Origin of the sequence: Streptomyces sp. HSG2, assembly GCF_016598575.1 — a bacterium.
Taxonomy (GTDB): domain Bacteria; phylum Actinomycetota; class Actinomycetes; order Streptomycetales; family Streptomycetaceae; genus Streptomyces.
Window position 1 is genome coordinate 1130200 of record NZ_CP066801.1, and the last position, 25488, is coordinate 1155687.

20 protein-coding genes are annotated in these 25488 nt (G+C 72.1%); 5 read left to right on the plus strand and 15 right to left on the minus strand.

Going from position 1 to position 25488, the window contains the following annotated elements; genetic code table 11:
- Positions 1–15: 15 nt before the first annotated feature.
- The 5 genes from JEK78_RS04415 to rimP form a co-directional block, all read right to left on the minus strand.
- Entirely contained in the window at positions 16–309 is a 294-nt protein-coding gene (locus JEK78_RS04415) for a DUF503 domain-containing protein (protein ID WP_200262785.1), read from the minus strand.
- Positions 310–491: 182 nt separating this feature from the next.
- Positions 492–3509: a translation initiation factor IF-2 gene (gene infB / locus JEK78_RS04420; protein ID WP_200262786.1), complete on the minus strand. Its 3018-nt coding sequence runs from the start codon at positions 3507–3509 to the stop codon at positions 492–494.
- A gap of 77 nt (positions 3510–3586) precedes the next feature.
- Positions 3587–3955: a YlxR family protein gene (locus JEK78_RS04425; protein ID WP_200262787.1), complete on the minus strand. Its 369-nt coding sequence runs from the start codon at positions 3953–3955 to the stop codon at positions 3587–3589.
- Positions 3956–4077: 122 nt separating this feature from the next.
- A complete protein-coding gene (nusA, locus tag JEK78_RS04430) occupies positions 4078–5064 on the minus strand; it encodes a transcription termination factor NusA (RefSeq protein ID WP_200262788.1) in 987 nt (328 codons plus the stop codon).
- Between the two features lie 2 nt (positions 5065–5066).
- Positions 5067–5579 carry a ribosome maturation factor RimP gene (gene rimP / locus JEK78_RS04435; protein WP_200262789.1) on the minus strand — a complete coding sequence of 171 codons (513 nt, stop codon included), beginning with the start codon at positions 5577–5579 and terminating at the stop codon, positions 5067–5069.
- A gap of 200 nt (positions 5580–5779) precedes the next feature.
- On the opposite strand from rimP, the gene JEK78_RS04440 reads away from it, so the two are divergent.
- The 3 genes from JEK78_RS04440 to JEK78_RS04450 are packed head-to-tail and all read left to right on the plus strand — an operon-like array spanning position 5780 to position 7701.
- On the plus strand, positions 5780–6280 hold the full coding sequence (locus JEK78_RS04440) for a hypothetical protein (protein ID WP_200262790.1): 501 nt from the start codon (positions 5780–5782) through the stop codon (positions 6278–6280).
- Complete coding sequence (locus JEK78_RS04445; RefSeq protein ID WP_200262791.1) at positions 6277–6741, plus strand: ferritin-like domain-containing protein; 465 nt, start codon at positions 6277–6279, stop codon at positions 6739–6741. The genes JEK78_RS04440 and JEK78_RS04445 overlap by 4 nt, the downstream gene beginning before the upstream one ends.
- Before the next feature lie 57 nt (positions 6742–6798).
- Positions 6799–7701, plus strand: a complete 903-nt coding sequence (locus JEK78_RS04450; protein WP_200262792.1) for an aminoglycoside phosphotransferase family protein — start codon at positions 6799–6801, stop codon at positions 7699–7701.
- Positions 7702–7782: 81 nt separating this feature from the next.
- On the opposite strand, the gene JEK78_RS04455 is transcribed toward JEK78_RS04450, so the two are convergent.
- The 10 genes from JEK78_RS04455 to JEK78_RS04500 form a co-directional block, all read right to left on the minus strand.
- The gene (locus JEK78_RS04455) at positions 7783–9483 is read right to left on the minus strand and encodes a proline--tRNA ligase (protein ID WP_200262793.1); all 1701 of its coding nucleotides are present in this window, start codon (positions 9481–9483) and stop codon (positions 7783–7785) included.
- Positions 9484–9557: 74 nt separating this feature from the next.
- Positions 9558–10124, minus strand: a complete 567-nt coding sequence (locus JEK78_RS04460; protein WP_200262794.1) for a GNAT family N-acetyltransferase — start codon at positions 10122–10124, stop codon at positions 9558–9560.
- A 32-nt stretch (positions 10125–10156) separates the two neighbouring features.
- A complete protein-coding gene (locus JEK78_RS04465; protein ID WP_200262795.1) occupies positions 10157–11005 on the minus strand; it encodes a GNAT family N-acetyltransferase in 849 nt (282 codons plus the stop codon).
- A gap of 106 nt (positions 11006–11111) precedes the next feature.
- A complete protein-coding gene (gene ispG / locus JEK78_RS04470) occupies positions 11112–12269 on the minus strand; it encodes a flavodoxin-dependent (E)-4-hydroxy-3-methylbut-2-enyl-diphosphate synthase (protein ID WP_200262796.1) in 1158 nt (385 codons plus the stop codon).
- Between the two features lie 160 nt (positions 12270–12429).
- On the minus strand, positions 12430–13722 hold the full coding sequence (locus JEK78_RS04475) for a site-2 protease family protein (protein WP_200263990.1): 1293 nt from the start codon (positions 13720–13722) through the stop codon (positions 12430–12432).
- A gap of 8 nt (positions 13723–13730) precedes the next feature.
- Positions 13731–14993: a 1-deoxy-D-xylulose-5-phosphate reductoisomerase gene (gene dxr, locus JEK78_RS04480; protein WP_200262797.1), complete on the minus strand. Its 1263-nt coding sequence runs from the start codon at positions 14991–14993 to the stop codon at positions 13731–13733.
- 126 nt (positions 14994–15119) lie between these two features.
- Positions 15120–17069 carry an acyl-CoA dehydrogenase family protein gene (locus tag JEK78_RS04485; RefSeq protein ID WP_200262798.1) on the minus strand — a complete coding sequence of 650 codons (1950 nt, stop codon included), beginning with the start codon at positions 17067–17069 and terminating at the stop codon, positions 15120–15122.
- A gap of 389 nt (positions 17070–17458) precedes the next feature.
- Positions 17459–18907 (minus strand): aldehyde dehydrogenase family protein, encoded by a 1449-nt coding sequence (locus JEK78_RS04490; RefSeq protein WP_200262799.1) that lies wholly within the window; start codon positions 18905–18907, stop codon positions 17459–17461.
- A gap of 154 nt (positions 18908–19061) precedes the next feature.
- Positions 19062–20639, minus strand: coding sequence for a PucR family transcriptional regulator (locus JEK78_RS04495; RefSeq protein WP_200262800.1), 1578 nt, complete (start codon positions 20637–20639; stop codon positions 19062–19064).
- Between the two features lie 109 nt (positions 20640–20748).
- Positions 20749–22869, minus strand: coding sequence for an ATP-binding protein (locus JEK78_RS04500; protein ID WP_200262801.1), 2121 nt, complete (start codon positions 22867–22869; stop codon positions 20749–20751).
- A gap of 273 nt (positions 22870–23142) precedes the next feature.
- Here JEK78_RS04500 and gabT point away from each other — a divergent pair, with 273 nt between their 5' ends.
- A complete protein-coding gene (gene gabT, locus JEK78_RS04505) occupies positions 23143–24477 on the plus strand; it encodes a 4-aminobutyrate--2-oxoglutarate transaminase (protein ID WP_200262802.1) in 1335 nt (444 codons plus the stop codon).
- A 184-nt stretch (positions 24478–24661) separates the two neighbouring features.
- A complete protein-coding gene (locus JEK78_RS04510; protein WP_242483263.1) occupies positions 24662–25426 on the plus strand; it encodes a phosphatase PAP2 family protein in 765 nt (254 codons plus the stop codon).
- The last annotated feature ends 62 nt before the right edge of the window (positions 25427–25488 follow it).

The window sequence follows — 25488 nt, forward strand, 5'->3', positions numbered from 1 at the left end:
GTCGGCTGTACGCCGTCAGTCGTCGTCCCCGTGGAGTCGCCGTCTGGCCGACAGCAGTTCCACCTCCGGGCGGCCGGCCACCAGCCGCTCGCACCGGTCGAGCACGTCGGTGACGTGGCCCGCCTCGGCGGAGACCACGGCCAAGCCGATCCCGGCTCGTCGGTGCAGGTCGACGTGGTCCACCTCGGCCACGCTGACGATGTACTTCCGCCGCAGCTCGGCGATGATCGGGCGGACGATCGAGCGCTTCTCCTTCAGCGACCGTACGTCGCCGAGGAGAAGGTCGAAGGAGACTGTCCCCACGTACATGTCATGCCGGATGACCCGCCGGTTCGGGATCGTCGCCAGGCTCCTGTGAGTCCTGTGCGCTCTGTGAACAGTACCTCTGTCGGACCGTGGACCCGAAGGGGATTTCCACCCACGAGGCGCGGAGCGACGGCCCGGAGGCCGGCGGCCCCGAAGGGCACGCCGGCCACCGTGATCCGAGACGGTCAGACGCGCGGCTTCTCGCGCATCTCGTACGTCGCGATGACGTCGTCGACCTTGATGTCGTTGAAGTTCCCGAGGTTGATACCGCCCTCGAACCCTTCGCGAATCTCGGTGACGTCGTCCTTGAAGCGACGCAGCCCCTCGATGGTGAGGTTCTCCGCGACGACCTTGCCGTCGCGAAGCAGGCGGGCCTTGGTGTTCCGCCGAACCTCGCCGGAGCGGATGAGAACACCCGCGATGTTGCCCAGCTTGGACGACTTGAAGACCTCGCGGATCTCCGCCGTTCCGAGCTCGACCTCCTCGAACTCCGGCTTGAGCATGCCCTTGAGGGCGGCCTCGATCTCCTCGATCGCCTGGTAGATGACCGAGTAGTACCGGACGTCGACACCTTCGCGCTCGGCCATCTGCTGCGCGCGGCCGGCCGCGCGCACGTTGAAGCCGATCACGATGGCGTCCGAGCCCATCGCCAGGTCGATGTCGGACTCCGTGACCGCACCGACGCCGCGGTGCAGCACCCGGATGTCGACCTCCTCGCCGACGTCCAGCTGGAGCAGCGAGGACTCCAGGGCCTCGACCGATCCGGAGGCGTCACCCTTGATGATCAGGTTCAGCTGCTGGACCTCGCCGGCCTTGAGCACCTTGTCCAGGTCCTCAAGGGAGACGCGACGGGTGCGCTTGGCGAACGCGGCGTTCCGCTCGCGGGCGGCGCGCTTCTCCGCGATTTGGCGGGCCGTACGGTCCTCCTCGACCACGATGAAGTTGTCGCCCGCACCCGGCACGTTGGTCAGGCCCAGGACCTGGACCGGCATGGCCGGACCGGCCTCGGCGACGTTGTTGCCGTTGTCGTCGAGCATCGCCCGGACACGCCCGTAGGCGTCGCCCACGACCATGGTGTCGCCGACCCGCAGCGTGCCGCGCTGGACGAGGACCGTGGCCACGGCACCGCGACCGCGGTCGAGCCGCGATTCGATGGAGATGCCCTGGGCGTCCTGCGTCGGGTTGGCCCGCAGGTCGAGGGAGGCGTCGGCGGTGAGGATCACGGCCTCCAGCAGGCTGTCGATGTGCAGCCCCTGCTTGGCGGAGATGTCGACGAACATCGTGTCGCCGCCGTACTCCTCGGCCACCAGACCGTACTCGGTGAGCTGGCCGCGCACCTTGGTCGGGTCGGCGCCCTCGACATCGATCTTGTTGACCGCGACCACGATCGGCACCTCGGCGGCCTTGGCGTGGTTCAGCGCCTCGACCGTCTGCGGCATGACGCCGTCGTTGGCCGCGACGACCAGGATCGCGATGTCGGTCGACTTCGCACCTCGGGCACGCATGGCGGTGAACGCCTCGTGACCCGGGGTGTCGATGAAGGTGATCTTGCGGTCCTCGTCGTTGACCTCGGTCGTGACCTGGTAGGCACCGATGTGCTGGGTGATGCCACCGGCCTCGCCCGCGATCACGTTGGTCTTGCGGATCGCGTCGAGGAGTCGGGTCTTGCCGTGGTCGACGTGGCCCATGACGGTCACCACCGGCGGACGGACGACCAGGTCGTCCTCGGAACCGATGTCCTCGCCGAACTCCAGATCGAAGGACTCGAGCAGCTCGCGGTCCTCCTCCTCCGGGCTGACGATCTGAACCGTGTAGTTCATCTCGCTCGCCAAGAGTTCCAACGTCTCGTCGGAGACGGACTGGGTCGCGGTGACCATCTCGCCGAGGTTCATCATGACCGCGACGAGGGACGCCGGGTTGGCGTTGATCTTTTCCGCGAAGTCCGTGAGCGACGCGCCACGCGACAGGCGAATGGCCTCGCCGTTGCCACGAGGCAGCATCACGCCGCCGACGGACGGGGCCTGCATGGCCTCGTACTCCTGGCGCCGCTGCCGCTTCGACTTGCGACCTCGGCGGGCGGGACCACCGGGACGACCGAACGCGCCCTGCGTTCCGCCACGGCCACCGGGGCCACCTGGACGGCCACCGAATCCGGGACGGCCACCACCGCCACCGGGACCACCCGGACGACCGGCGAAACCGCCACCGCCACCCGGACGACCACCGCCGCCACCGGGACCACCCGGACGACCGGCGAAACCGCCACCGCCACCCGGACGACCACCGCCGGGGCGTCCCGCCCCGCCGGGACCGCGACCGCCGCCACCGGGGCCGGGACGCGGACCGGCGGCGGGACGCTGCGGCATCATGCCGGGGTTCGGACGCGGGCCGCCGGGACGCGGACCGCCCTGCGGACGGGGCATCGAGCCCGGAGTGGGACGCTGCCCGCCCGGAGCCTGCGGTCGCGGACCGCCGCCCTGACCGGGAGCCTGCGGACGAGGACCGGCGCCGGGGGCACCCGGCCCGCCGGGACGCGGACCCGCCTGGCCCCGGGGAGACTGCGGACGCGCCATGCCCGCGTTGCCACCGGAGGTGAAGGGGTTGTTGCCGGGGCGGGGGCCGGAAGGACGGGCACCCGGCCGCGGCGACGGGGCGCCGGGACGCGGACCACCCTGACCGCCGGAACGGCCCTGTCCACCCTGCTGACCCTGTCCCTGCTGACCCTGTCCGGGCGCCGCCGGGCGGGCACCGGGCTTCGGGGCACCGGGACGCGCGCCGGGCTTCGGGGCGGCGGGCGAGGCGGCCGGAGCGGTGAACTCCGGTGCCGCCGGGGCGGGACGCGGCGCGGGCTTGGGGCCCGGTGTCGGACGCGGCCCGGGAGCCGGCGCGGCCGGCGGCTGCTGCTGGGCGGCGGGCTTGGGCGCGGCCGGCCTCGGCGCGGCCGGGCGCTCACCCGGCGTCTTGGGTGCGCGACCCGCCGGCGGGGGCGCGGCGGGCTTGGGCGCGGCCTTCCGAGGGGCGGGCTTGGGCGACCTGCCGTTGCCACCGCCCTGGAAGGCGTCGGTCAGCTTGCGTACTACGGGCGCTTCGATCGTCGAAGACGCCGAACGGACGAATTCACCGAGCTCTTGGAGCTTGGCCATGACGACCTTGCTCTCAACGCCGAACTCCTTGGCGAGTTCGTATACCCGGACCTTAGCCACTTCGCTCCTTTGAGGTCCGGGTTGCGGCCGGACCGTCGCTAGTTCATGGGCGTACTCATCGCGTACTCATCGAGTGCTCATCGCAATCTCGACCTGCTTTCGACTCGCGAGGTACCAGCTCCGCGCGGGGTGTCGCGCGGCACGCCTTCCTTACCGTGTTGCGGATCGCAACCTTGTACCCACTCGACGTGGTGGCGCAACGCCTTTACGTCGAGCGATCCCGGCGCGCGCAGCGCCCGCGGGAACGCCCGGCGGCGAACCGCCTGGTCGAGACAGGTCGTGTCGGGATGCACGTAGGCGCCCCGACCCGGCAGCGTACCGGCCGGATCGGGGACGCACTCGCCCTCGATCGCCACCGTCCGCAGCAGTTCGTCCTTGGTCGCTCGATTGCGGCAGCCCACACAGGTACGTTCAGGGCACACGCCAGCACGCGTCCGACCGGACACCACCTAGTCTACCTCCCCGAAACGACCCCACCCTCAGGGGGCAAGAATCGAACATCCACGCGCGCGTTCTGTCGCGATCTCTGCGATCGGCGGCCGGGATTCACCCCGTCCGCGGGCCGTCACTACCCTTCCGACGGCTCCGTGTCGGGCCGGATGTCGATCCGCCAGCCGGTCAGCCGAGCGGCGAGGCGCGCGTTCTGGCCTTCCTTGCCGATCGCCAGCGACAGCTGGTAGTCCGGCACCGTGACCCTAGCCGACCTGGCGGCCAGGTCCACGACCTCGACCTTGGACACCCTGGCCGGAGAGAGGGCGTTGGCCACCATCTCCGCCGGGTCGTCCGACCAGTCGACGATGTCGATCTTCTCCCCGTTGAGCTCGCCCATGACATTGCGGACACGGCCGCCCATGGGGCCGATGCAGGCGCCCTTGGCGTTCAGGCCGGATCGGACCGAGCGTACGGCGATCTTGGTCCGGTGACCCGCTTCGCGGGCGATGGCCGAGATCTCCACCGACCCGTCGGCGATCTCCGGCACCTCGAGCGCGAACAGCTTCTTCACCAGATTGGGGTGGGTACGCGAAAGAGTGACCGATGGCCCTCGCACGCCCTTCGCCACCCGAACGACGTACGAGCGCAGTCGGGTGCCGTGCGGATAGCTCTCTCCGGGGACCTGCTCCTGAACCGGAAGGATGGCCTCTAGTTTCCCGATGTCCACCAGCACGTTCTTCGGGTCGCGACCCTGCTGGACCACCCCGGTGACGATGTCGCCCTCACGCCCCGCGTACTCGCCGAGGGTCGCGTCGTCCTCGGCGTCGCGGAGCCGCTGCAGGATGACCTGCTTGGCGGTGGTCGCGGCGATCCGGCCGAAGTCCGAGGGGGTGTCGTCGAACTCGCGGGGCTCCTGGCCCTCTTCGAGGTCCTCCGGGTCCTCCTTCGCCCACACGGTGACGTGTCCGGTATCCCGGTCCAGCTCCACTCGCGCGTGTCGGCGGCTTCCGTCGGTGCGGTGGTAGGCGATGAGGAGGGCCGACTCGATCGCCTCGACGAGCAGGGGGAAGGAGATCTCCTTCTCCCGAACCAAGCCCCGCAGGGCACTCATGTCGATGTCCACGGCTACGCCTCCTCTTCTTCCGTCATGTCCCTGCTGTCCTTCTTGCGGTTGAACTCGACACGCACCCGAGCGTCCGCGATGTCGGAGAACGGGATGCGGCGGGCGGTCGGCGCGCGTCCCTTGACGCCCGGCACCTCGACGTCCAGGCCGTCGTCGTCCACCTGCGTGATTCTGGCGGTCGACCTGGTGTCGTCGGTCAGCCGGAAGGCCACCAGTCGACCGAGAGCGCGCACATAGTGCCGGTGCAGGGTGAGGGACCGCTCCGCCCCAGGGGTGCCGACCTCCAGGGTGTACTCGCCCTCCCCCATCGCGTCGCTCTCGTCGAGCCTCGCCGAGAGGGCCCGGCTGACGTCGGCCACGCGATCGAGGTCCGCACCGGTCTCCGAGTCCACGACCACGCGCAGCACCCGCTTGCGCCCGACCGAGTCCACCGCGATCTCTTCGAGATCCAGATCATGGGAAGCGACGAGGGGCTCCAAGAGCTCTCGCAGCCTCTCGCTCTGGGTGGTGCTCATCCGGGTGACTCCTCGGCCGCGTGTGCTGTTGTGCGATGGTCGCGTGTCCGGTCAAAGGGTATCCGGTCCCGGAGGGTGTTGGCGTCCACCCGTCCACCCCGGTGCCGCCGACCGGGACCGTCGGGACGCCCCGGTACCGTGATCACCGCCGGGCCCATCGGGCTCGGCCGCCCCCGTCGCTCGAACGCCCGAGGACCACCGTGCCGCTCCCTCCACCACCACGCCCCGCCTCGGGGCCGCGCCGAAGGACCCTGCTGGTCTCCGTCGCCGGGGCCACACTCCTCGGCTGCTCCGGGGGCCCGAGGCCGGACCCTCCGGACGCGCGCGCCGCCGCGGCGGACCGGACGCTGACCCGCGCGGCCCGGGACAGCCGCACCCTGGTCGCCCGGTACGACGCGGTGCTGGCCGCCCACCCTGAGCTGGGCGCCCGGCTGCGACCGCTCCGCGACGAGACCGCACGACACGCGGCCGAGTTGGGACCCCCGAGGTCGCCGACCTCCGGGGAACCGACGGCGGTCGCCGCCTCCGACGACCCGGACACCTCGCTCGCGGAGCTGGTCGCGGCCGAGCGCGCCCTCGCCGACCGGCGGTTCGCCACCCTGCCGGACCTGCCCGGCGAACAGGCCCGGCTGCTCGCCTCGGTGGCCGCGGCCGGAGCGGTACACGCCTATCTGCTGACGGACGGGGAGACGAAGAGTTGAGCGAGACGCCGAGCGACGCACTGGACGCCCTGCAAGCCGCGCTGGCCGCCGAACACGCCGCGATCTACGGATACGGCGTCGTGGGCGGGCGGATCGACGAGGAACTGCGAACCCAGGCGCGCGCGGGCCACGACGCACACCGCGCGAAGCGCGACGCGCTGGCCAAAGAGGTGCGGGGCCTCGAAGCCGAGCCGGTCGCGGCGGAGGCGGGCTACGCGCTGCCCTTCGAGGTCCCGGACCACGCGGCGGCCGTTCGACTCGCCGTGGAACTCGAGGACCGGCTGGCCGGCGCCTACGCCGACCTCGTGCGCGCCGCCGACGCGGAACTGCGCGCCGCGGCGGCGCAAGGGTTGCGGGAGGCGGCGGTCCGAGCCGCGCGTTGGCGGGGCGGAAGCGTAGCCTTCCCTGGTCTCGCAGAGCACACGGACACTTCGGCGGCGTCCGGCACCCCGACCGCGTAGCACGTGGACCACGCCACACGTTCGGCCACGCCCGGACGGGAAGGGAACGACGCGCGCATGGCTTGCGAACCGCCAGGGCGACTGGTCAAGGCACTCACGGAGACGGCGCCGGAAGGCGACGACTGGCTGGCGAGCCTCCCGCGGACGGTTCGGCAGGCCACCGCCCTCGGCGAGTGCGCGGTGGAGCGGGTCCAGGAGCCCGGGGGACGTAGCAGCCTGGTCCTGCTCGTGCGAGGACCCGACGGCGCGCCCGAGGTCCTGAAACTGGCGCCTCCGCGCGCCCGGCCGGAGGCCGAACGCGCCGCGCTGGCCCGCTGGGACGGCCTGGGCGCGGTGCGTCTGCTGCGGCCGGGCGCCGCCGGGCCCGGGACACTGCTGCTGGAACGGCTGCGCCCGGACGTGTCCGTGCGCTCCCTGCCGGAGTCCCGGGCCCTGCTGGAGGCCGCGGGGACACTCCGCAGACTGTGGGTGACGCCGCCGGAGGATCACCCCTTCGAGACGGTCGCGGATCGCACCCTCCGACAGGCACGGGCGATCCGCGCCGGTGCGGACGTCGACCCGGAACTGGCGCCGCTCGCGACGGAGGCCCTCGCGGCCCGCGAGGAACTGGTGACGACACCACCGGAACAGGTGCTGCTGCACGGCACCTTCCGACAGAGCAAGGTCCTCGCGGCGGACCGGATGCCCTGGCTGGCCGTCGGCCCCGACCCCGTCGTGGGCGAGCGCGCCTTCGACTTGGCACGGTTGGTGCGAGACCGGGTGGAGGACCTCATCGCCCAGCCGTCCGGGGCGGCGACCACCCGACGGCGGGTGCGGCGTCTCGCGGAGTCGCTGGAGGTGGACCAGGAGCGGCTGCGCGGCTGGACGCTGTTCCGGGCCGTGGAGTCGGGCGCGCGTGCTCGCCGAGTCGGGCGGGCCAGGGACGCGGAGCTGCTGCTCGAGTTCGCCGGCTGGCTTTGATCCCCCTCCCCTCCAGGAGGGGAGGGGGCCCTGCCCCAACCGGACCCTGTCGGGGGATCGAGAGGAGGAGCCGGGCGAGGGTCAGGCCGTCAGGCGGGCGATCGCCTCGTCCACCGTGAGCTCCTCACGCTCGCCGGTCCGACGATTCTTGAGCTCGACCACGCCCTCGCCGGACCGCCGCCCGGCCACGAGGATGGCGGGAACCCCGATCAACTCGGCGTCGGTGAACTTCACCCCCGGAGAGATGCCGGCGCGATCGTCCACCAGAACCCGTACCCCGGCCGCGGCCAGCTTTCCGGAGATCTCCAACGCCAGCTCGGTCTGGAGGGCCTTGCCGGCGGCGACCACGTGCACGTCGGCGGGGGCGATCTCGGCGGGCCACACCAGGCCCTTGTCGTCGGCGTGCTGTTCGGCGAGGGCGGCGACCGCGCGGGAGACCCCGATGCCGTAGGAGCCCATGGTGACGCGGACCGGCTTGCCGTTCTTTCCGAGGACGTCGAGGTGAAGCACGTCGGTGTACTTGCGACCCAGCTGGAAGATGTGCCCGATCTCGATGGCCCGGTCCAGTTTCAGGCCGGCACCGCACTTCGGGCAGGGGTCGCCCTCCCTGACCACGACGGCGTCCACATAGGCGTCGACCTCGAAATCGCGACCGGCCACGACGTGGCGGGCGTGGGTGTGCGGCTTGTTGGCCCCGGTGATCCATGAGGTGCCGGGGGCCACCCGCGGGTCGGCCACGTACCTGGTCTTGTCCAGACCCTGTGGCCCGACGTATCCGCGCACCAGGTCGGGCCGGACCGCGAAGTCCGACTCCGTGACGAGTTCCACGGCGGCCGGCGCGAAATGGGCCTCGACCTTGCCGAGATCGACCTCACGGTCGCCGGGCACCCCGACGGCCACGATCTCGCCGTCGACCTTCACCAGGAGGTTCTTCAGCGTCGCGGAGGCCGGTACACCGAGGGAGGCCGCGAGGGTCTCGATGGTGGGAGTGTCCGGCGTCGGGATCTCCTCCGACGCCGGAAGGCCCGCGGCGTCGACCGGTGTCACCTCGTGGGTGATCGCCTCCGTGTTGGCGGCGAAGTCGCACTCCGGGCAGTCGGCGAAGGTGTCCTCGCCCGCCTCCGCCGGGGTCAGGAACTCCTCGGAACGGGAGCCGCCCATCGCTCCGGCGGTGGCGGCACAGATGCGGTAGTCGAGGCCGAGGCGCTCGAAGATCCGTTGGTATGCCTCGCGGTGGAGGGCATAGGACTCGGCGAGTCCCTCCTCGGTGGTGTCGAAGGAGTAGGAGTCCTTCATCAGGAACTCGCGCCCGCGCAGAATGCCGGCCCGAGGGCGGGCCTCGTCACGGTACTTGGACTGGATCTGGTAGAGGATGACCGGCAGGTCCTTGTAGGAGGAGGCCTGATCCTTCACCAGGAGGGTGAAGATCTCCTCGTGGGTGGGGCCGAGGAGGTAGTCGCCGCCCTTGCGGTCCCGGAGGCGGAAGAGTTCGGGACCGTACTCGTCCCAGCGGCCCGTGGCGTCGTAGGGCTCCTTGGGCAGCAGGGCCGGGAGCAGCACCTCTTGGGCGCCGATCGCGTCCATCTCCTCGCGCACGACACGCTCGACGTTGGCCAACACCTTGCGGCCGAGGGGCAGCCAGGACCAGATCCCGGCGGCGGTGCGCCGGACGTACCCGGCCCGGACCAGGAGTTTGTGGCTGAGGACCTCGGCGTCCGCCGGATCGTCGCGCAGCGTCTTCGCCATCAACTGGGACATGCGCTGGACCGGTGCGTTCGCCATGGTTCTCGAATCTCCTGCTGGCAGAGGCTGTGGCGGTCGAGACTAGCCGGGTGGTCCGCGCTCTCGGAAATCGATTAGGGGCGGTCCGGGAGAGGGTCGCGGGCGGGCGCCGGTCGACGGAGCGGCAACCGGGCCCCCATCACCGCGTAGGGCCGCGCGGCGCTGGGGAAACGGACCCGCCGGGCGAGGTCGCGGTAGCCGAGCGAGTGGTAGAGAGAGCGGGCCGGGCCGTCCGCGTCGATGGCGGAGAGGATCGAACGAGGCTCGGTGGCGCCGTCGGTGATCGTGGTGATCAGGGCACGCCCGATGCCCCGGCGCTGGTGGCGAGGGTGGACGTGCAGTTCGGTGATGGCGAAGGAGTCGTCCAGCCAGTCTTCGTTCCCTCGGGCGCGCAGCGGGGGCTCGACCATGGAGGACCACCACTGGGTGCGGTCGTTGGGCATGCCGTAGACGAATCCGACGAGACGTCCGCTGGAGGTGGTGGCTCCGAGGGCCCGCGCACCCGGCCGGGTCATGTGCCGCAGCACGATCTGGCGCCGCACCGCGATCTCGTCGGAGGCCAGTCCGAAGGCGACGGCCTGGACGGCGAGGGCCTCGTCGACATGCGCGCCGAGGTCGAGTGGGCCGATCACGAGCTCCATCCCCGGAGCCTACCCGCCCCTGCCCGGCGCCCTCAGAAGAGAACGCTCATGAACGCGCCGACCTCGCGGAACCCCACCCTCCGGTAGGTCCTCCTCGCCGCCGTGTTGTAGTCGTTGACGTAGAGGCTGGCGACGGGGGCGACGTCCGCGAGGGCGTGTCGGAGGACGGCGGCCATGCCGGGCGCGGCCAGCCCGGTGCCCCGGTGTTCGGGAGCGACCCAGACCCCCTGGATCTGACACGCACGGTCGGTCGCGGCGCCGATCTCGGCCTTGAACACGACTCGCCCCTCGGAGTCGAAGCGGGCGAAGGACCTGCCGGAGCCGACGAGTTCGGCGACACGGGCCTGGTAGAGCAGGCCGCCGTCGCCGGACAGCGGGGAGACGCCGACCTCCTCGGTGAACATGGCCACGCACGCGGGCATGAGCGTGTCCGTCTCGTCCTTGCGGACACGGCGGACGTACGGGTCCGGGGTGATGTCGGTGGGCATCCGGTCCGTGGCCATCAGTGGCTGACGGGCCCGCACGTCTCGGGCGGGGCCCCAGTGTGGCTCAAGGAGCCGCCACAGCTCGGCGGTGGGTTCGGCGGGGCCGACCACGGAAGAGCAGCGCCGTCCGGTGCGACGGGCCCGGTCGGCGAATGCGCGGACGGCACGAGGTCCGGCGCAGACGGGGACGAGGTTGGCACCGGCGTAGCACAAGGAAGCCAACATGCCGTCTTCGTACCAGCCCCACATCTCACCACCGAGGCGCCACGGGTCGAGACCGGCGAGCCGGACACGGGCGGCGACGAAGGCGTTCGCGATCGGCTCGCGATCGAGGACGGCGAGCACGGCGTCCAGGTCGCCCGGGACGAGCACCCGGGAGGTGGTCTGTGTCAACACGCGCGGGGCCTCATCCAAGGAGCTGCTGGTCTCCGCACTGTACCTGCCGGGGAGCGGGGGCGCCGCCCTGGGCCCGCGCCCTGGGACGGACGCTCCCCGGAGCCGGTCAACCGGCCACCGAGACGGAGGGCTCGCCGGAGGCGACGCCCTCCCGCTCCATGCGCTCGGCGAGCTTCATGGCCTCTTCGATCAGCGTCTCCACGATCTTCGACTCGGGCACCGTCTTGATGACCTCGCCCTTGACGAAGATCTGCCCCTTGCCGTTGCCGGAGGCGACGCCCAGGTCGGCCTCGCGCGCCTCGCCGGGACCGTTGACGACGCACCCCATGACCGCCACTCGAAGAGGGACCTCCATGCCCGTCAGACCGGCGGTGACCTCCTCCGCCAGCTTGTACACGTCGACCTGGGCGCGTCCGCACGACGGGCAGGAGACGATCTCCAGGCCGCGCCGGCGGAGGTTCAGCGATTCGAGGATCTGGATCCCGACCTTCACCTCCTCGGCCGGGGGCGCGGAGAGGGAGACGCGGATGGTGTCGCCGATGCCCTGGCTGAGCAGGGCGCCGAAGGCCACCGCCGACTTGATCGTGCCCTGGAAGGCGGGGCCCGCCTCGGTCACCCCCAGGTGCAGGGGGTAGTCGCAGGCCTCGGCCAGCTGACTGTACGCCTCGATCATGACGACCGGGTCGTTGTGCTTCACGGAGATCTTGATGTCCCTGAAGTCGTGTTCCTCGAAGAGGGAAGCCTCCCAGAGGGCGGACTCGACGAGCGCCTCCGGGGTGGCCTTGCCGTACTTCCGCAGCAGTCGACTGTCCAGGGAGCCCGCGTTGACTCCGATCCGGATCGGGGTCCCGTGGTCGCGGGCCGCCGCGGCGATCTCCTTGACCTTGTCGTCGAACTGCTTGATGTTGCCCGGGTTGACACGGACCGCCGCGCAGCCCGCCTCGATGGCCGCGAAGACGTACTTGGGCTGGAAGTGGATGTCGGCGATCACGGGGATCTGCGACTTGCGCGCGATGGTGGCGAGCGCGTCCGCGTCGTCCTGGGTCGGGCAGGCGACTCGTACGATCTGGCATCCGGAGGCGGTCAGCTCGGCGATCTGCTGGAGCGTCGCGCCGATGTCGGAGGTACGGGTCGTCGTCATCGACTGCACGGAGACGGGGGCGTCCCCACCGACCGCGACCGATCCGACCTGGATCTGCCGGCTCCGCCGACGCTCGGCGAGGGTGGTCGGTACGGACGGCATGCCGAGTGAAATCGCGGTCATCTGCGGTGCAACCCCAAGTCGTGGTCCAGGACCGGTCCCGTCAGCAGCGGGCTCCGGGCTTCGAGACTACGACACGCGCCCGGCCGGGAGCACCTCATCCCGTGGAACGCCGCCCGGAAGAGCCGGAAGGGGGCGGGACGGAGGGCGACGCGCCCGGCGTCTAGGAGATCCTCACCGGGTTCACGACGTCCGCGATCAGTACCAGCACCGTGAAGCACACGAAGAGACCCGCCACCACGTACGCGACCGGCATCAGCTTGGCCACGTCGAAGGGGCCCGGGTCGGGCCGTCGCAGCACTCTCGCGGCGTTCCGTCGCAGCGACTCCCAGAGGGCGCCCGCGATGTGGCCACCGTCCAGCGGCAGCAGGGGCAGCATGTTGAACAGGAAGAGCGAGAGGTTGAATCCGGCCACCAGCATCAGCGCCATGGCCAGTTGCTGGGTGGGCGGGATGTCCAGGGTGAAGATCTCCCCGCCGACCCGGGCGGCTCCGACGACGCCCATCGGTGAGTCCGGCTCGCGCGGGCCGTCCCCGAAGGCCGCGTCCCACAGTGCGGGAACCTTGGCGGGGAGCGCGGCCAGCGCGTCGACGGCGTCGCCGATCCGGTCGCCCATCCAGGTCACGGACTGGCCGAAGTCCTGCTTGACGACGCCGGTGGCGGCGCTGAATCCGAGGAATCCGGCGGTGACGTACTCGTCCGGGACGACGCGACCCGCGGCGTCCTTCTTCTGGACCTGGTTGGAAACGATCGTGGCGGTGAGGGTGACCTCCTCGCCGTCCCGCTGCACGACGATCGGGACGGTGTCGCCCGGGTGGACACGGATGAGGTCGGACAGCTCGTTCCACTGGTCGGTGCGGACGCCGTCGAAGGACACGATGGTGTCGCCCGCCCGGAGACCGGCCGCCGCCGCGGGGGAGGCGGGATCCGACGCCGCGCACTCGTCGCGGTTCTCGCTCTGGGCGATGACACAGGGGGAGACCGAACCGACGGTGGTGGTCTGCTGGGCGATGCCGAACCCCATGAGCACCGTGAGGAACAGCCCGAGGGCCAGGACCAGGTTCATGAACGGGCCGGCGAACATCACGACGATCCGCTTCCACGGCTTACGCGTGTAGAAAAGGCGCTTCTCGTCACCGGGTCGCAGTTCCTCGAAGGCCGCCGAGCGGGCGTCCTCGATCATGCTGCGCCACGGCGAGGTGGAGCGGGCCTGCGTCCTGCCGTCGGGGCCCGGAGGGAACATCCCGATCATACGGATGTAGCCGCCGAGCGGGATCGCCTTGATCCCGTACTCGGTCTCTCCTCTGCGCCGGGAGAACAGCGTCGGTCCGAAGCCCACCATGTACTGGGGGACGCGGATGCCGAAGAGCTTCGCCGTGGAGAGGTGGCCGAGTTCGTGCCAGGCGATGGAGAACAGCAGACCGACCGCGAAGAGGACTATGCCGAGGATGAACATCAAGTTCGTCATGCACGGGCCTCCGCCGTCCGAGCCGCCAACTCACGAGTCCGGGCCCGTGCCCAGGACTCCGCTTCGAGGACGTCCGCGACGGTGAGCGAGGTTCCCGCGGGCGGGGTGCCGTGTTCCTCGACCACCCGCGTGACGGTCTCCATGATCCCCAGATACGGCAGCGCGCCGGTCCGGAACGCCTCGACGCACTCCTCGTTGGCGGCATTGAACACCGCCGGAGCCGTACCCGCGAGTTCGCCGACCCGGCGCGCCAGGTCGACCGCGGGGAACGCCTCGTGGTCGAGTGGGAAGAACTCCCAGGTCGACGCCTTGCTCCAGTCGAAAGCGGGGGCCGCGTCGGGGACCCGGTCGGGCCAGCCGAGGCCGACGGCGATCGGCCCCCGCATGTCGGGGGGTGTCGCCTGTGCCAGCGTCGATCCGTCCGTGAACTCCACCATCGAGTGAACATACGACTGCGGGTGCACGACGACCTCAATGCGATCGAAGGGGATGTCGTAGAGGAGGTGTGCCTCGATCACCTCCAACCCCTTGTTGACGAGGGTCGCGGAGTTGATGGTGATCACCGGTCCCATCGCCCAGGTGGGGTGGGCGAGGGCGTCCTCGACGCTCACCCGTGCCAGTTCCTCCCGCGTCCTGCCGCGGAAGGGGCCGCCGGAGGCGGTCACCACCATCTTGCGGACGTCGGTCCTGTTCCCGCCCGCGAGGGCCTGGAACAGGGCGGCGTGCTCGGAGTCGACCGGGATGATCTGTCCGGGCTTGGCGACGGCCTTGACCACCGGGCCGCCCACGATGAGGGACTCCTTGTTCGCGAGCGCGAGCGTGCGCCCCGCTTCCAGGGCGGCCAGTGTCGGGGCCAGGCCGATGGAGCCGGTGATGCCGTTGAGGACCGTGTGCGCGTCACCGGCCGCGAGATCGGTGGCCGCGTCCGCTCCGGCGAGGATCTCCGGGAGCGGTTCACCGATCGCGGCGTACCGCTTCCGGAGGGCCTCGCGCAGCACCGGGACGACGTCCTCGCGGGCCACCGCGACGGTCCGCGCCCGCAGCCGGCCGGCCTGCTCGGCGAGGAGGTCGACGCGGGAGCCGTGGGCCGACAGTCCGGTCACCCGGAATCGGGAAGGGTTGCGCAGGACGAGATCGATGGCCTGGGTACCGATCGATCCGGTGGACCCGAGGATCACCACGTCCTTGGGACCATCACCCGCCACCACGGGGTCGAAGGCGAGGTGGGGGTCGGCGAGAGGGGCTGGGCTGTCGCTCATCCCCCCATTGTCACCGCTGAGGACGGGAGGGAGGACCGTGCCTCCCCCGGGCGGGCAGCGCGCCTCGGGCGCGGCGGTCGCGGGGGAGGCGGCGCGAGGCCGTCGTACCCCACCGGTAGGGACGCGTCACCGGATGGGCCGGTGCACGTTCGCCCTGGTGCTCGGTCCCGGCGCGGCGTCGGCGATCCAGGGGCCGGTGCCCGAGGGGTCGACGACGCCCTCTTCCAGCCATGTGTAGGTGCCCGAGAGCACGCCCTTGACGACCTTTCGGTCCTGCTCGTCGGTGTTGGTCCACAGACGGTCGAAGAGCTCCTCGACCCGGATCCGGGACTGGCGGCAGAAGGCGTCGGCGAGCTGGTAGGACTCCCGTCCGTGTTCCCCTTGGCCGCGCAGCAGTTCGGCACGGACGCAGGCGGCGCTCATCGCGTAGAGCTCCGCGCCGATGTCGACGACGCGACCGAGAAACCCCTGCTTGCTCTCCATCCGACCCTGCCAGCGGGACATGGCGTAGAAGGTGCAGCGGGCGAGCCTTCGCGAAGCGCGCTCGACGTGGCGCAGGTGGACGGAGAGGTCGGCGTGGCCGGCCGGACGGAACGCGCTGTAGGACATCGGGAGCCGGCCGGGGCCGACGACCAGCCGGGGCAGCCACTTGGCGTAGAACGCGCCCGCCCGCGCGCCCGCCCGGGCCTTGTCGGCCAGGGGCTTGTCGGGGTCGATGAGGTCCCCGGCGACCGAGAGATGGGCGTCGACGGCCTCTCTGGCGATCAGCAGGTGCATGATCTCGGTGGAGCCCTCGAAGATGCGGTTGATGCGCAGATCACGAAGGAGTTGCTCGGCCGGCACCGCGCGCTCGCCCCGGGCCGCGAGGGAGTCGGCCGTTTCGTACCCTCGCCCGCCGCGGATCTGGACCAGTTCGTCGGCCATCACCCAGGCCATCTCGGATCCGTAGAGCTTGGCGAGCGCGGCCTCGATGCGGATGTCGTTGCGGTTCTCGTCGGCCATCTGCGAGGAGAGGTCGAGGACGGCCTCCAGGGCGAAGGTGGTCGCGGCGATGAAGGCGATCTTGGACCCGACCGCCTCGTGCAAGGCGACCGGCCTGCCCCACTGTTCGCGGGCCGCGGACCACTCGCGAGCGATCTTCAGGCACCACTTGCCCGACCCCGCGCACATCGCGGGCAGGGACAGTCGGCCCGTGTTGAGTGTGGTGAGGGCGATCTTCAGGCCCGAGCCCTCGGCGCCGATCCGGTTGGCGGCGGGTACCCTCACCCGGTGGAAGCGGGTGACGCCGTTCTCCAGGCCGCGCAGGCCCATGAAGGCGTTGCGGTTCTCCACGGTGATGCCCTCGGACCCCGCCTCGACGACGAAGGCCGTGATGCCGCCCCGGTGCCCTTCGGAGGCAGGGACCCGGGCCATCACGACCAGCAGGTCGGCGACGACGCCGTTGGTGGTCCAGAGCTTGACCCCGTCGAGAACGTAATCGTCGCCGTCCGGGACGGCGGTGGTGGCCAGACGGGCGGGATCGGAGCCGACGTCGGGTTCGGTCAGCAGGAAGGCCGAGATGTCGGTGCGGGCGCAGCGCGGCAGGAAGGTCTCCCGTTGTTCGGGGGTGCCGAACATCTTCAGCGGCTGCGGTACGCCGATGGACTGGTGCGCGGACAGCAGAGCGCCGATGGCGGGGCTCGCCGAGCCGACCAGGGCCAGGGCCCGGTTGTAGTAGACCTGGGTGAGGCCGAGACCCCCGTACTTGGTGTCGATCTTCATGCCGAGAGCGCCCAGCTCCTTGAGGCCCTTGATCACCTCGTCGGGGATGCGCGCGTCGCGCTCGATCGCGGCTCCGTCGATCTTCGTCTCGCAGAAGTCGCGCAGCTTGGCCAGGAACTCCTCGCCACGTTCGGCGTCCTCGGTGGCGGGGAGCGGGTGGGGATGGATCAGGTCGAGGCGGAACCGGCCCAGGAACAGTTCCTTGGCGAAACTGGGCTTGCGCCAGTCCTGTTCCCGGGCCGCCTCCGCCACCTGACGCGCCTCGCGTTCGGTGACGGTGGGTCGGGAGGAAGACGGGGTGGGTGCTGCGGGCATGGGGGGCACCTCGCCGCGGATCGGGATGGGAGGCCCGCCCGGCGGGACCCCTTCGCGTGATCTCGCGGGCGCGCTTCTGGTCGGCGCTACTCGACCGTATTTACCCGATTCCTCCGGGTCCCACCACCGTTGCGCGCGCCGCCCGCGCGGGCGCGGGCCCGTCAGGGCCTCCGCGCGTGAGCCTCGGCGAGCGGGCAGGCCGCGGGGGCGACGCGCCGCCGGTCGGCGTTCCCCGTATCCCTCCGGGGCCCGGGCCGCCCGACGGCCGGGAGCGGCGCCTCGCACCACCGCCTCCGCGTCGGGCACCCGAGCGCCTCGGGCCGCGAGCGCCGGGGCTGGGCCGCCCGGGTGACGCCCCGACGCACTCGGGGACGCCCGCGCCCCGACTCTCAGAGTTCCAGTCCGGTGAGGACCATCACCCGCTCGTAGGTGTAGTCCTCCATCGCGGACCGCACGCCCTCACGACCGACCCCCGACCGTTTGGTGCCGCCGTAGGGCATCTGGTCCGCCCGGTAGGAGGGAACGTCCCCGATGACGACGCCTCCGACCTCCAGGGCCCGGTGGGCGCGGAAGGCGGTCCGCAGGTCGTGGGTGAAGACCCCGGCCTGGAGACCGTAGGGGGAGTCGTTGACGGCCGCGAAGGCCTCCTCCTCGCCGGACACCCTCCGCATCGTCAACACGGGACCGAACACCTCCTCGCGCGCCAGGGTGACGTCGGCGGGCACGTCCGTGAGGACGGTGGGCGCGTAGGAGGCGCCGTCGCGGGTCCCCCCGGTGACCAGGCGGGCTCCGGCCTCGACGGCCTCCGTGACCCACGTGTGGACGCGACGCGCCGCGGCCTCGTCGACCAGCGGTCCCACGTCGGTCGCGTCGTCGGAGGGGTCACCGGTGACCTGAGCCTCGACGGCCGCGACGACTCGGGGCAGCAGCCGGTCGTAGACGGTCGCGTCGGCGATCACCCGCTGGACGGAGACGCAGGACTGTCCACCCTGGTAGTTGGAGAAGGCGGCGATGCGCCGGGCCGCCAGGTCCAGGTCCGCGTCGCTCGACCAGTCGTCGAGGACGACGGCGGCGCCGTTCCCACCCAGTTCCAGGGTGCAGTGCTTGTGCGGCACCGATTCCATGATCGCGTACCCGACCCGGTCGGACCCGGTGAACGAGATGACCGGCAGGCGCTCGTCCCGTACGAGGGCGGGCATGCGGTCGTTGGGCACCGGAAGGACGCTCCAGGCGCCGGCGGGCAGGTCGGCTCCGGACAGCAGTTCGCCGATCACGAGCCCGGACAACGGCGTCGCGGGAGCGGGCTTGAGGATGATCGGCACACCGGCGGCGATGGCCGGGGCGATCTTGTGGGCGCACAGGTTCAACGGGAAGTTGAAGGGCGCGATGCCGAGCACGACGCCCTTGGGGAAGCGGCGCGTGAGGGCCAGTCGGCCGGTGCCGGCCGCGTCCGTGTCGAGCCGCTGACCGTCGCCGCCGTTGAACCGGCGGGCCTCCTCGGCCGCGAACCGGAAGACCGACGTCGCCCGGCCGACCTCGGCCCGTGCCCACTTCACGGGCTTCCCGTTCTCCGCGGAGATGAGCAGGGCGATCTCCTCGGCGCGCTCGGTGAGGCCCCTGACGACGCGGTCGAGTGCGGCGGCGCGGACGTGGGCGGGGGTGGCGGCGAACGTGTCGCGCACCGCGTGCGCCGCCGCCACGGCCTCCTCCACCTGCGCCTCGTCGGGAACGCTCACGGTGCCGACGAGGCGACCGTCCCAGGGGGAGGTGACGTCCAGGGTGTTCGCGCCGATGGCCTGGCGGCCGGCGAGCCAGAAGGCGTGGGTGGGGGAAGTCATGATCGGATCCGGGCCTTCCGCGTCGGGTGCTGTGGCCTACGTGACCACGGTAGGCGTGCCACCTCGACGCGACGGCACTCCGGAACGGAGCAATACACCGGAGCGCCGTGACGAAACGGCCAGGGTGTCGAGCGGCCGGCGCCGGCCGAGACGGTCAGGACCGGTCGGTGGCCTTCAGGGCCAGCCAGAGCTCCATGCGCACGTCCGGGTCGTCCAGGGAGCGCCCGAGGATCTCCTCCACGCGGCGCATGCGGTAGCGCAGGGTGTGGCGGTGTACGCCGAGTTCTGCCGCCGCCGCGTCCCACTGACCGTGCCGCGACAGCCAGGCCCTCAGGGACGCGACCAGATCGCCCCGGCCGGTGGCGTCGTGGTCCCGCAACGCCCGCAGCAGCCCGTCCGCGAAGGCCCGCACAGCGTCGTCGGCCAGCAGCGGCAGCACCGACCCCGCGGCCACCAGGTCGTGCTCCACGCAGACCCGGCCGCGGCGGCGCGCCACCGACAGCGCCTGCCGCGCCTGTTGATAGGCGACCGAGGCGGCGGCCGGCCCGGTGGGCGCCGACATCCCGGCGAGGAAGCCCGCCTCCTCGGCACCCGGGGTGTGGCGGCCGGCCTCCAGGGCCGAGGCGTGTTCGACGCCGGCGGCGAGGGCCGCGCCACCGTCCTTGGCCAACACCACCAGCCGCTCCCCCTCCGGCACCACGAGCACGGCCTCGCCGGCGCGCGCCGCGGCGGACTCCACGATGTCGGCCAGCACCACGAAGGGCTCGTCGGAGGTCGTTTCCGCCCGTTCGGCGACGACCACGCGGAAAGGCGCGTCCAGCAGCGCTCCGTGCAGGTCGCCGGCGACGGCACGGGCGTGGTCGGGTTCTCCCGCCAGGAGCATGCGGAGCATGGCGGTGCCGATCCGTTGTTCCGCCGCCTGGAGCGCTCGCGACCGTTCGGTCGTCAGGGTCAGGAGAGCGACGGCGGAGTGGACGGCGTAGCGCTCGGCGGTCCCGGGGGCGTTGGCCGTGCCGACGGCGAGCGCGGCGCGGGGACGGCGCGAGGTGCCGAGGGTGTGCAGTTCGACCCGGTCGGCTTCCTCGGGTTCGTCGGCGCCGCCGACGACGGCGGAGGCCGGAGCCGGGCGGTCTCGCAGCCGCCGCACGTCGGCCGCGAGGCGCGCGGCGCGGCGTCCGGCCCACGCCGGCGCCACGGCGACGACGGCGCCGGAGGCGTCGTACAACGCGGCCCAGCCGTCGACCTGTCCCGCGAGGGCGGACAGCAGGCCCTCCGGGCCGTCGGCCAGGGCCCGGCGGGTGAGTTCCCGCTGCGCGGCGAATCCCGCGGTCACCGCCTGGTACTGGTCCGCCGCGATGGCCGCGGACACGGCCTTGCTGATGGCGATGAACGGAGTGCGGCGCGGTACTTCCAGCAGGGGCAGTCCCTCGTCCTCGGCCGCCCGCACCAGGGCGTCGGGGATGTCCGCGTAGTGGACGCCGACGGCGAAGCCCAGTCCCACCACGCCCGCTCCGACGAGCCGCCGCACGTAGCGACTCATGGCCTCGGGGTCCTCCGCGTCCAGTTTGAGGGCGGTGATCAGGAGCAGTTCGCCGCCCTCCATGTACGGGACGGGGTCGGCGAGTTCGCTGGCGTGGGCCCAGCGCACCGGCACGTCGAGGTGATCGCCGCCCGCGCGCACGGTGAGTCTCAGCGCGGTGTGGCGGACGAGCGAGGCGAGGGTCGGTGACATGAGGCCTTCCGCTGGGCGACGGAGCGAGCCGTCGCGTTCATTTGGCCGCGCTGGACGAACGGCCACTCCGATTCTGCCTCACCGTACGGTGGCCGGGGCCGCGGCGGCTTCAACCGCGCAGGTCCACCAACAGAGGGGGCGTGTGCTCCCCCCGGACGGTGGTGAGGGACAGCACGGCGTGCCCCGGTGGCAGGGTGTGCGCCAGCTCGGAGGCCGACCAGCGCTCCCGCTCGACCTGGCGCACGGTCACCGCCCTGGCGGTGGGCGCCTTGCCGGTGATCGCCCTGCGCACCAGGTACGCGGCCTTGCCCGCGGCGCTTTCGGCGATGATCTGCCGGTCGGTCACGTCGTGGGCCTCGGTCCACTCCTTCCCCCACACCTCGGCGAAGCCCTGCCCGTCCCAAGGCGTCAGGCCGGAGAGCGCCACCCGACAGCCGACGGAACCGAGCAGCGGCGCTCGCAGCTCCCGAGGCAGATCGTCGAGGGTGCGGAGCGTCAGCACCACGCCGGCGCCGGCAGAACGCAGTCGCTGGATACCCCGGACCGCTTCCGGCGTCACCGCCCCGCCGGCGTCGTCGAGGACCAGACAAGCGAAGAGGGAGCGGTCCTCGCGTGCCGCGACGCTCGCGGCGAACTGGGCCAGCAGCAGCCGGGCCAGGAGCCGCGAGGCGTCGGGGTGCGCACGATCGGGAAGATCGACGCGGACTCGCACCGGATGCTCCAGCGAGCGGAGGGAGAAGACCCGGGTCCGTCCCGAGGTGTCGAAGAACGTCGCGAAAGCCGGTCGGTCCAACAGCGCCAGGCGCTCGGCCAGCACGGGCCCGACGTCGCCGGGCCGACCGCTCTGGCGCTCCCGGGCGTCCAGCTCCCGGAGCATCGCTTCCTGACCGGTGGCCGTCAGCGACTCGCGGAGCGCCGCCAGCGACTCGGGGGCTCCGTCGAGGAGTCGGCGCAGCTCGGGGATGGTGGGGAAGCGGTCGTGCACCGCCCGGAAGGGGCCGAGCAGCCGGGCCAACACGGTCGCGGAGCGCCGACCGTCGCCGCCTGGCGACGGATCGGCCAGGTCGCCGGCGAGCGCCTCGGCCAGTACGGCCGCCGCCTCGTCGGGGTCGTCGGCGCCGCCGTACAGGTCCAGGTCGTGGAGGGAGTCGGGGTGGCCGAACCGGACGACGACGTCGTAGGCGTCGGCGGGGCCGAGTCCCGCGCCGGCGGCTCCGACCACGACGACCGCTGCCCGACCCGCGAGTGCCTGGAGGCAGAGCGCCTCGGCCAGGGGGCGCACGAGTGCAGCGGTCTTCCCCGCTCCCGCCGGGCCGACGGCCAGCAACGAAGTGCCCAGTTCATCGGGGCCCAGGGCGAGGCCCACGCCGCGATAGGCGTGGGGGTTGCGGAGGTCCTCCGCGGTGGTGCCGAGACGGACCTGGCCGGTCACCATGTCGTGGCGTGCGTGCCGGCGCGGCAGGTCCCGGGCCCCGGAGGGGTGGGGGCAGGCGCCGGCACCGTGCCGTTCCACCGCCGCCGAGAAGGTCGCCGCGTCGTGTGCCCCGCCGGTCACCCCCTGCCAGGCCCGGGTGATCCGGGCATGGTCCACGTCCCGCAGGAAGCCGGACCGGGCCTCGGTGGCGAGCCGCTCGGCGGCGTCGACGGCGCCGGCGCGGCGCAGGGCGGGGAAGGCGGCGGGGTCCTCATCCGGGGCGGTCGGGGGTCCGCCCTCGGAGGGGGGGCGACGGACTCGGGGAGCGTAGCGGTGCCAGATCTCGGCCCAGCGGCCGAGCCTGCCGACGCAGTAGAGGATCGCGAGGGCGACGATGCCGTAGTAGGCGTAGACGACCACGACGGAACCGACGCTGTGCGGCTCCGCCCAGGAGTCGGGGACCATGGCGTAGAGCGGGAGCAGCCACCAACCGCCCAGGTAGCCGTTCCACAGCAGGGACCAGATCAACCAGCCGACGAGGAAGGCGATGAGCGCGCCGGCGAACAGTCGGCGCCCCGGGACCCGTTCGGGCTCGGCCTCGGGCCGGGGGCGGTACCCGAACCGCCACACCCCGGGGGGCGCGGGCGGTCGGGGCACGCGCAGCCAGGCGAGGAAGGCCGATCCGTCGGGCAGCGGAGGCGCTCCCGGGGCCGTCGACGGTCTCGGTGGCGCGGCCAAGCGCTCCTCCGGCCCCGCCGGACGCGGCACGGGGTTCGCCCGTGTGCCCCGCGGGTCCCGCGTCCCTTCGCCTTCCATCGCCCTTGCCCCCTGACCAGCCGCGCGCGTGCACTCTCGGCCAGCCAATCTAATGCCTCCCGGGGTGAGTTCACCGGTCACCGGGCAGGGTCGGCGGTATTCTTCGCCCGTGCCCGGTGTCCGGTCGGGCCGGCGTTCGGGGGCGCGGCACGCTATGTCCACCGCGGACAACGGCGCCGCTCGACACCGCCCACCTGGAGCATGCCCGCCGGGCGTCGGCCGCCCTAGCCTGCGGTGGAGGACCCCGCGACCCGCACGATCCAGGAGCCCCCCATGACCGTACTGCCGCAGACGCGTCGCCTCGTCACCGCGATCCCCGGCCCGAAGTCGCGGGAGCTCCAGGCCCGTCGGACCGCCTCCGTCGCGCGAGGTGTGGGCTCGGTGCTGCCGGTGTTCACCGCGCGGGCCGGGGGCGGGATCATCGAGGACGTCGACGGCAACCGACTGATCGACTTCGGTTCGGGTATCGCCGTGACGTCGGTCGGCGCCTCGGCGGAGGCCGTGGTCCGCAGGGCGACCGAACAGCTCGCCGAGTTCACGCACACCTGCTTCATGGTCACGCCGTACGAGGGCTACGTGGACGTCGCGGAGGCGCTGGCCGAGCTGACCCCGGGCGACCACCCCAAGAAGTCCGCCCTCTTCAACAGCGGCGCGGAGGCGGTGGAGAACGCGGTCAAGATCGCCCGCATCCACACCGGGCGACAGGCGATCGTCGTCTTCGACCACGGCTATCACGGTCGCACCAACCTCACCATGGCCCTGACGTCCAAGAACATGCCCTACAAGCATGGCTTCGGCCCCTTCGCCCCGGAGATCCACCGCGTCCCCGTGGCGTACGGCTACCGCTGGCCGAGCGGCCCGGAGAACGCGGGCCCGGAGGCCGCCGCCCAGGTCGTCGACCAGATCGCCAAGCAGATCGGCGCGGAGAACGTGGCCGCGATCGTCATCGAACCCCTGCTGGGCGAGGGCGGCTTCATCGAACCGGCCCGAGGCTTCTTGCCGGCGATCCGGGAGTTCGCCCGGGACCACGGGATCGTGTTCGTCGCCGACGAGATCCAGTCCGGCTTCTGCCGCACCGGCCAGTGGTTCGCCTGCGAGGACGAGGGGATCGTCCCGGACTTGATCACCACCGCCAAGGGCATCGCGGGTGGACTGCCGCTCGCCGCCGTCACGGGCCGCGCCGAGATCATGGACGCCGCCCACACCGGTGGCCTGGGCGGCACCTACGGGGGCAACCCGGTGGCCTGCGCGGGGGCGCTCGGCGCCATCGAGACGATGCGTGAGATGGACCTCAACGCCCGTGCCAAGCGGATCGAGGCCATCATGAAGGGCCGTCTGTCGGCCCTGGCCGAGAAGTTCGAGTTGATCGGCGACGTGCGAGGACGAGGAGCCATGATCGCCGTCGAGCTCGTCACAGACCGGGCCACCAAGGAACCCGCCGCCGAGGCGACCGCCGAGGTGGCCCGCGCCTGCCACGCCGCCGGCCTGCTGGTCCTGACCTGCGGGACCTACGGGAACGTCCTGCGGTTCCTGCCGCCGCTGGTGATCGGCGAGGACCTGCTCGACGAGGGCCTGGACATCATCGAGCGTGCCTTCGAAGGACTCTGAACCCGAAGATCCGTCGATCGTGGACACGTCGTCCACGCCGCGGGCGGCTGCCGGGGCGGACTCTCCGCCCCGGCCCTCGCGTGACTCCGACGCGTGCGAACGGACGGGACCACCCGCCACTACCTGGCCGCGACCGCCCCTCCGACTCGCGTGCTGCCTCCTCGTCCTGATCACCTGGCAGGTCGTGACGGACGGGCCGGTGGCGCGGCTGGACGAACGCCTGACCCGGGCTCTCCACCACCCCGACCGGATGGGCGAGTTCCTGGCGGATCTCGGCAACGGGGAGGTGGCCGTCCCGGTATTGGCGGCCGTCCTGATCCTGGTGGCGTGGCGACACCGGACGGCCGGCGAGCCCCGCTGGTGGCTGCCCGCCCTGGCCGGGGCGGCCCCGACGGTGTCGGCTCCGGTGCTCGTCCTGCCGGTCAAGGCCCTGGTCGCGCGGCAGGGGGCACCGGCCGTGGCCGAGTCTCTCGGTTCCTTCCCCTCCGGACACACGGTGACAGCCGTGGTCGCCTACGGCACGGCGGCGGCGCTGCTCCTGCCTCCCGAGTCCTCGCGGGCGTCGCGCCGCCGGGTGTGGGGGGTCGCCGCCTGCCTGATCCTGGGGGTGTCGTCGGGCCTGGTTCGTCAGGGATACCACTGGCCGCTGGACATCGCGGCGGGCTGGTGCCTGGGCACCGTACTGCTCGCCGTCCCCCGGGCGATCGGGGCGGACAGGAGCGGCACACCACCACGGTCGGCGACGCCCCGGACCGGGCGCAGACGCCGGAGACGACAGAGCCCTCCTCGCCGCCGACCACCGACGTTTCCGGCCCCCCCGCTCACCCCGTACGTGGCGGCCGGCGAGACGGGCGCCGGCCTCTTCCCGCGTCGGTCCCTTTCCCCTTCCGCCCACGGGCCGCCCCGCCCCGACAGGACCGTCCCCCGCTTCCTCCCGGTCGCCCCCTGAAGACCCCACCGCTGCCACCCCGACCATGCCGGGCCTACGATGGCCCCGGCCCACCGAACAGC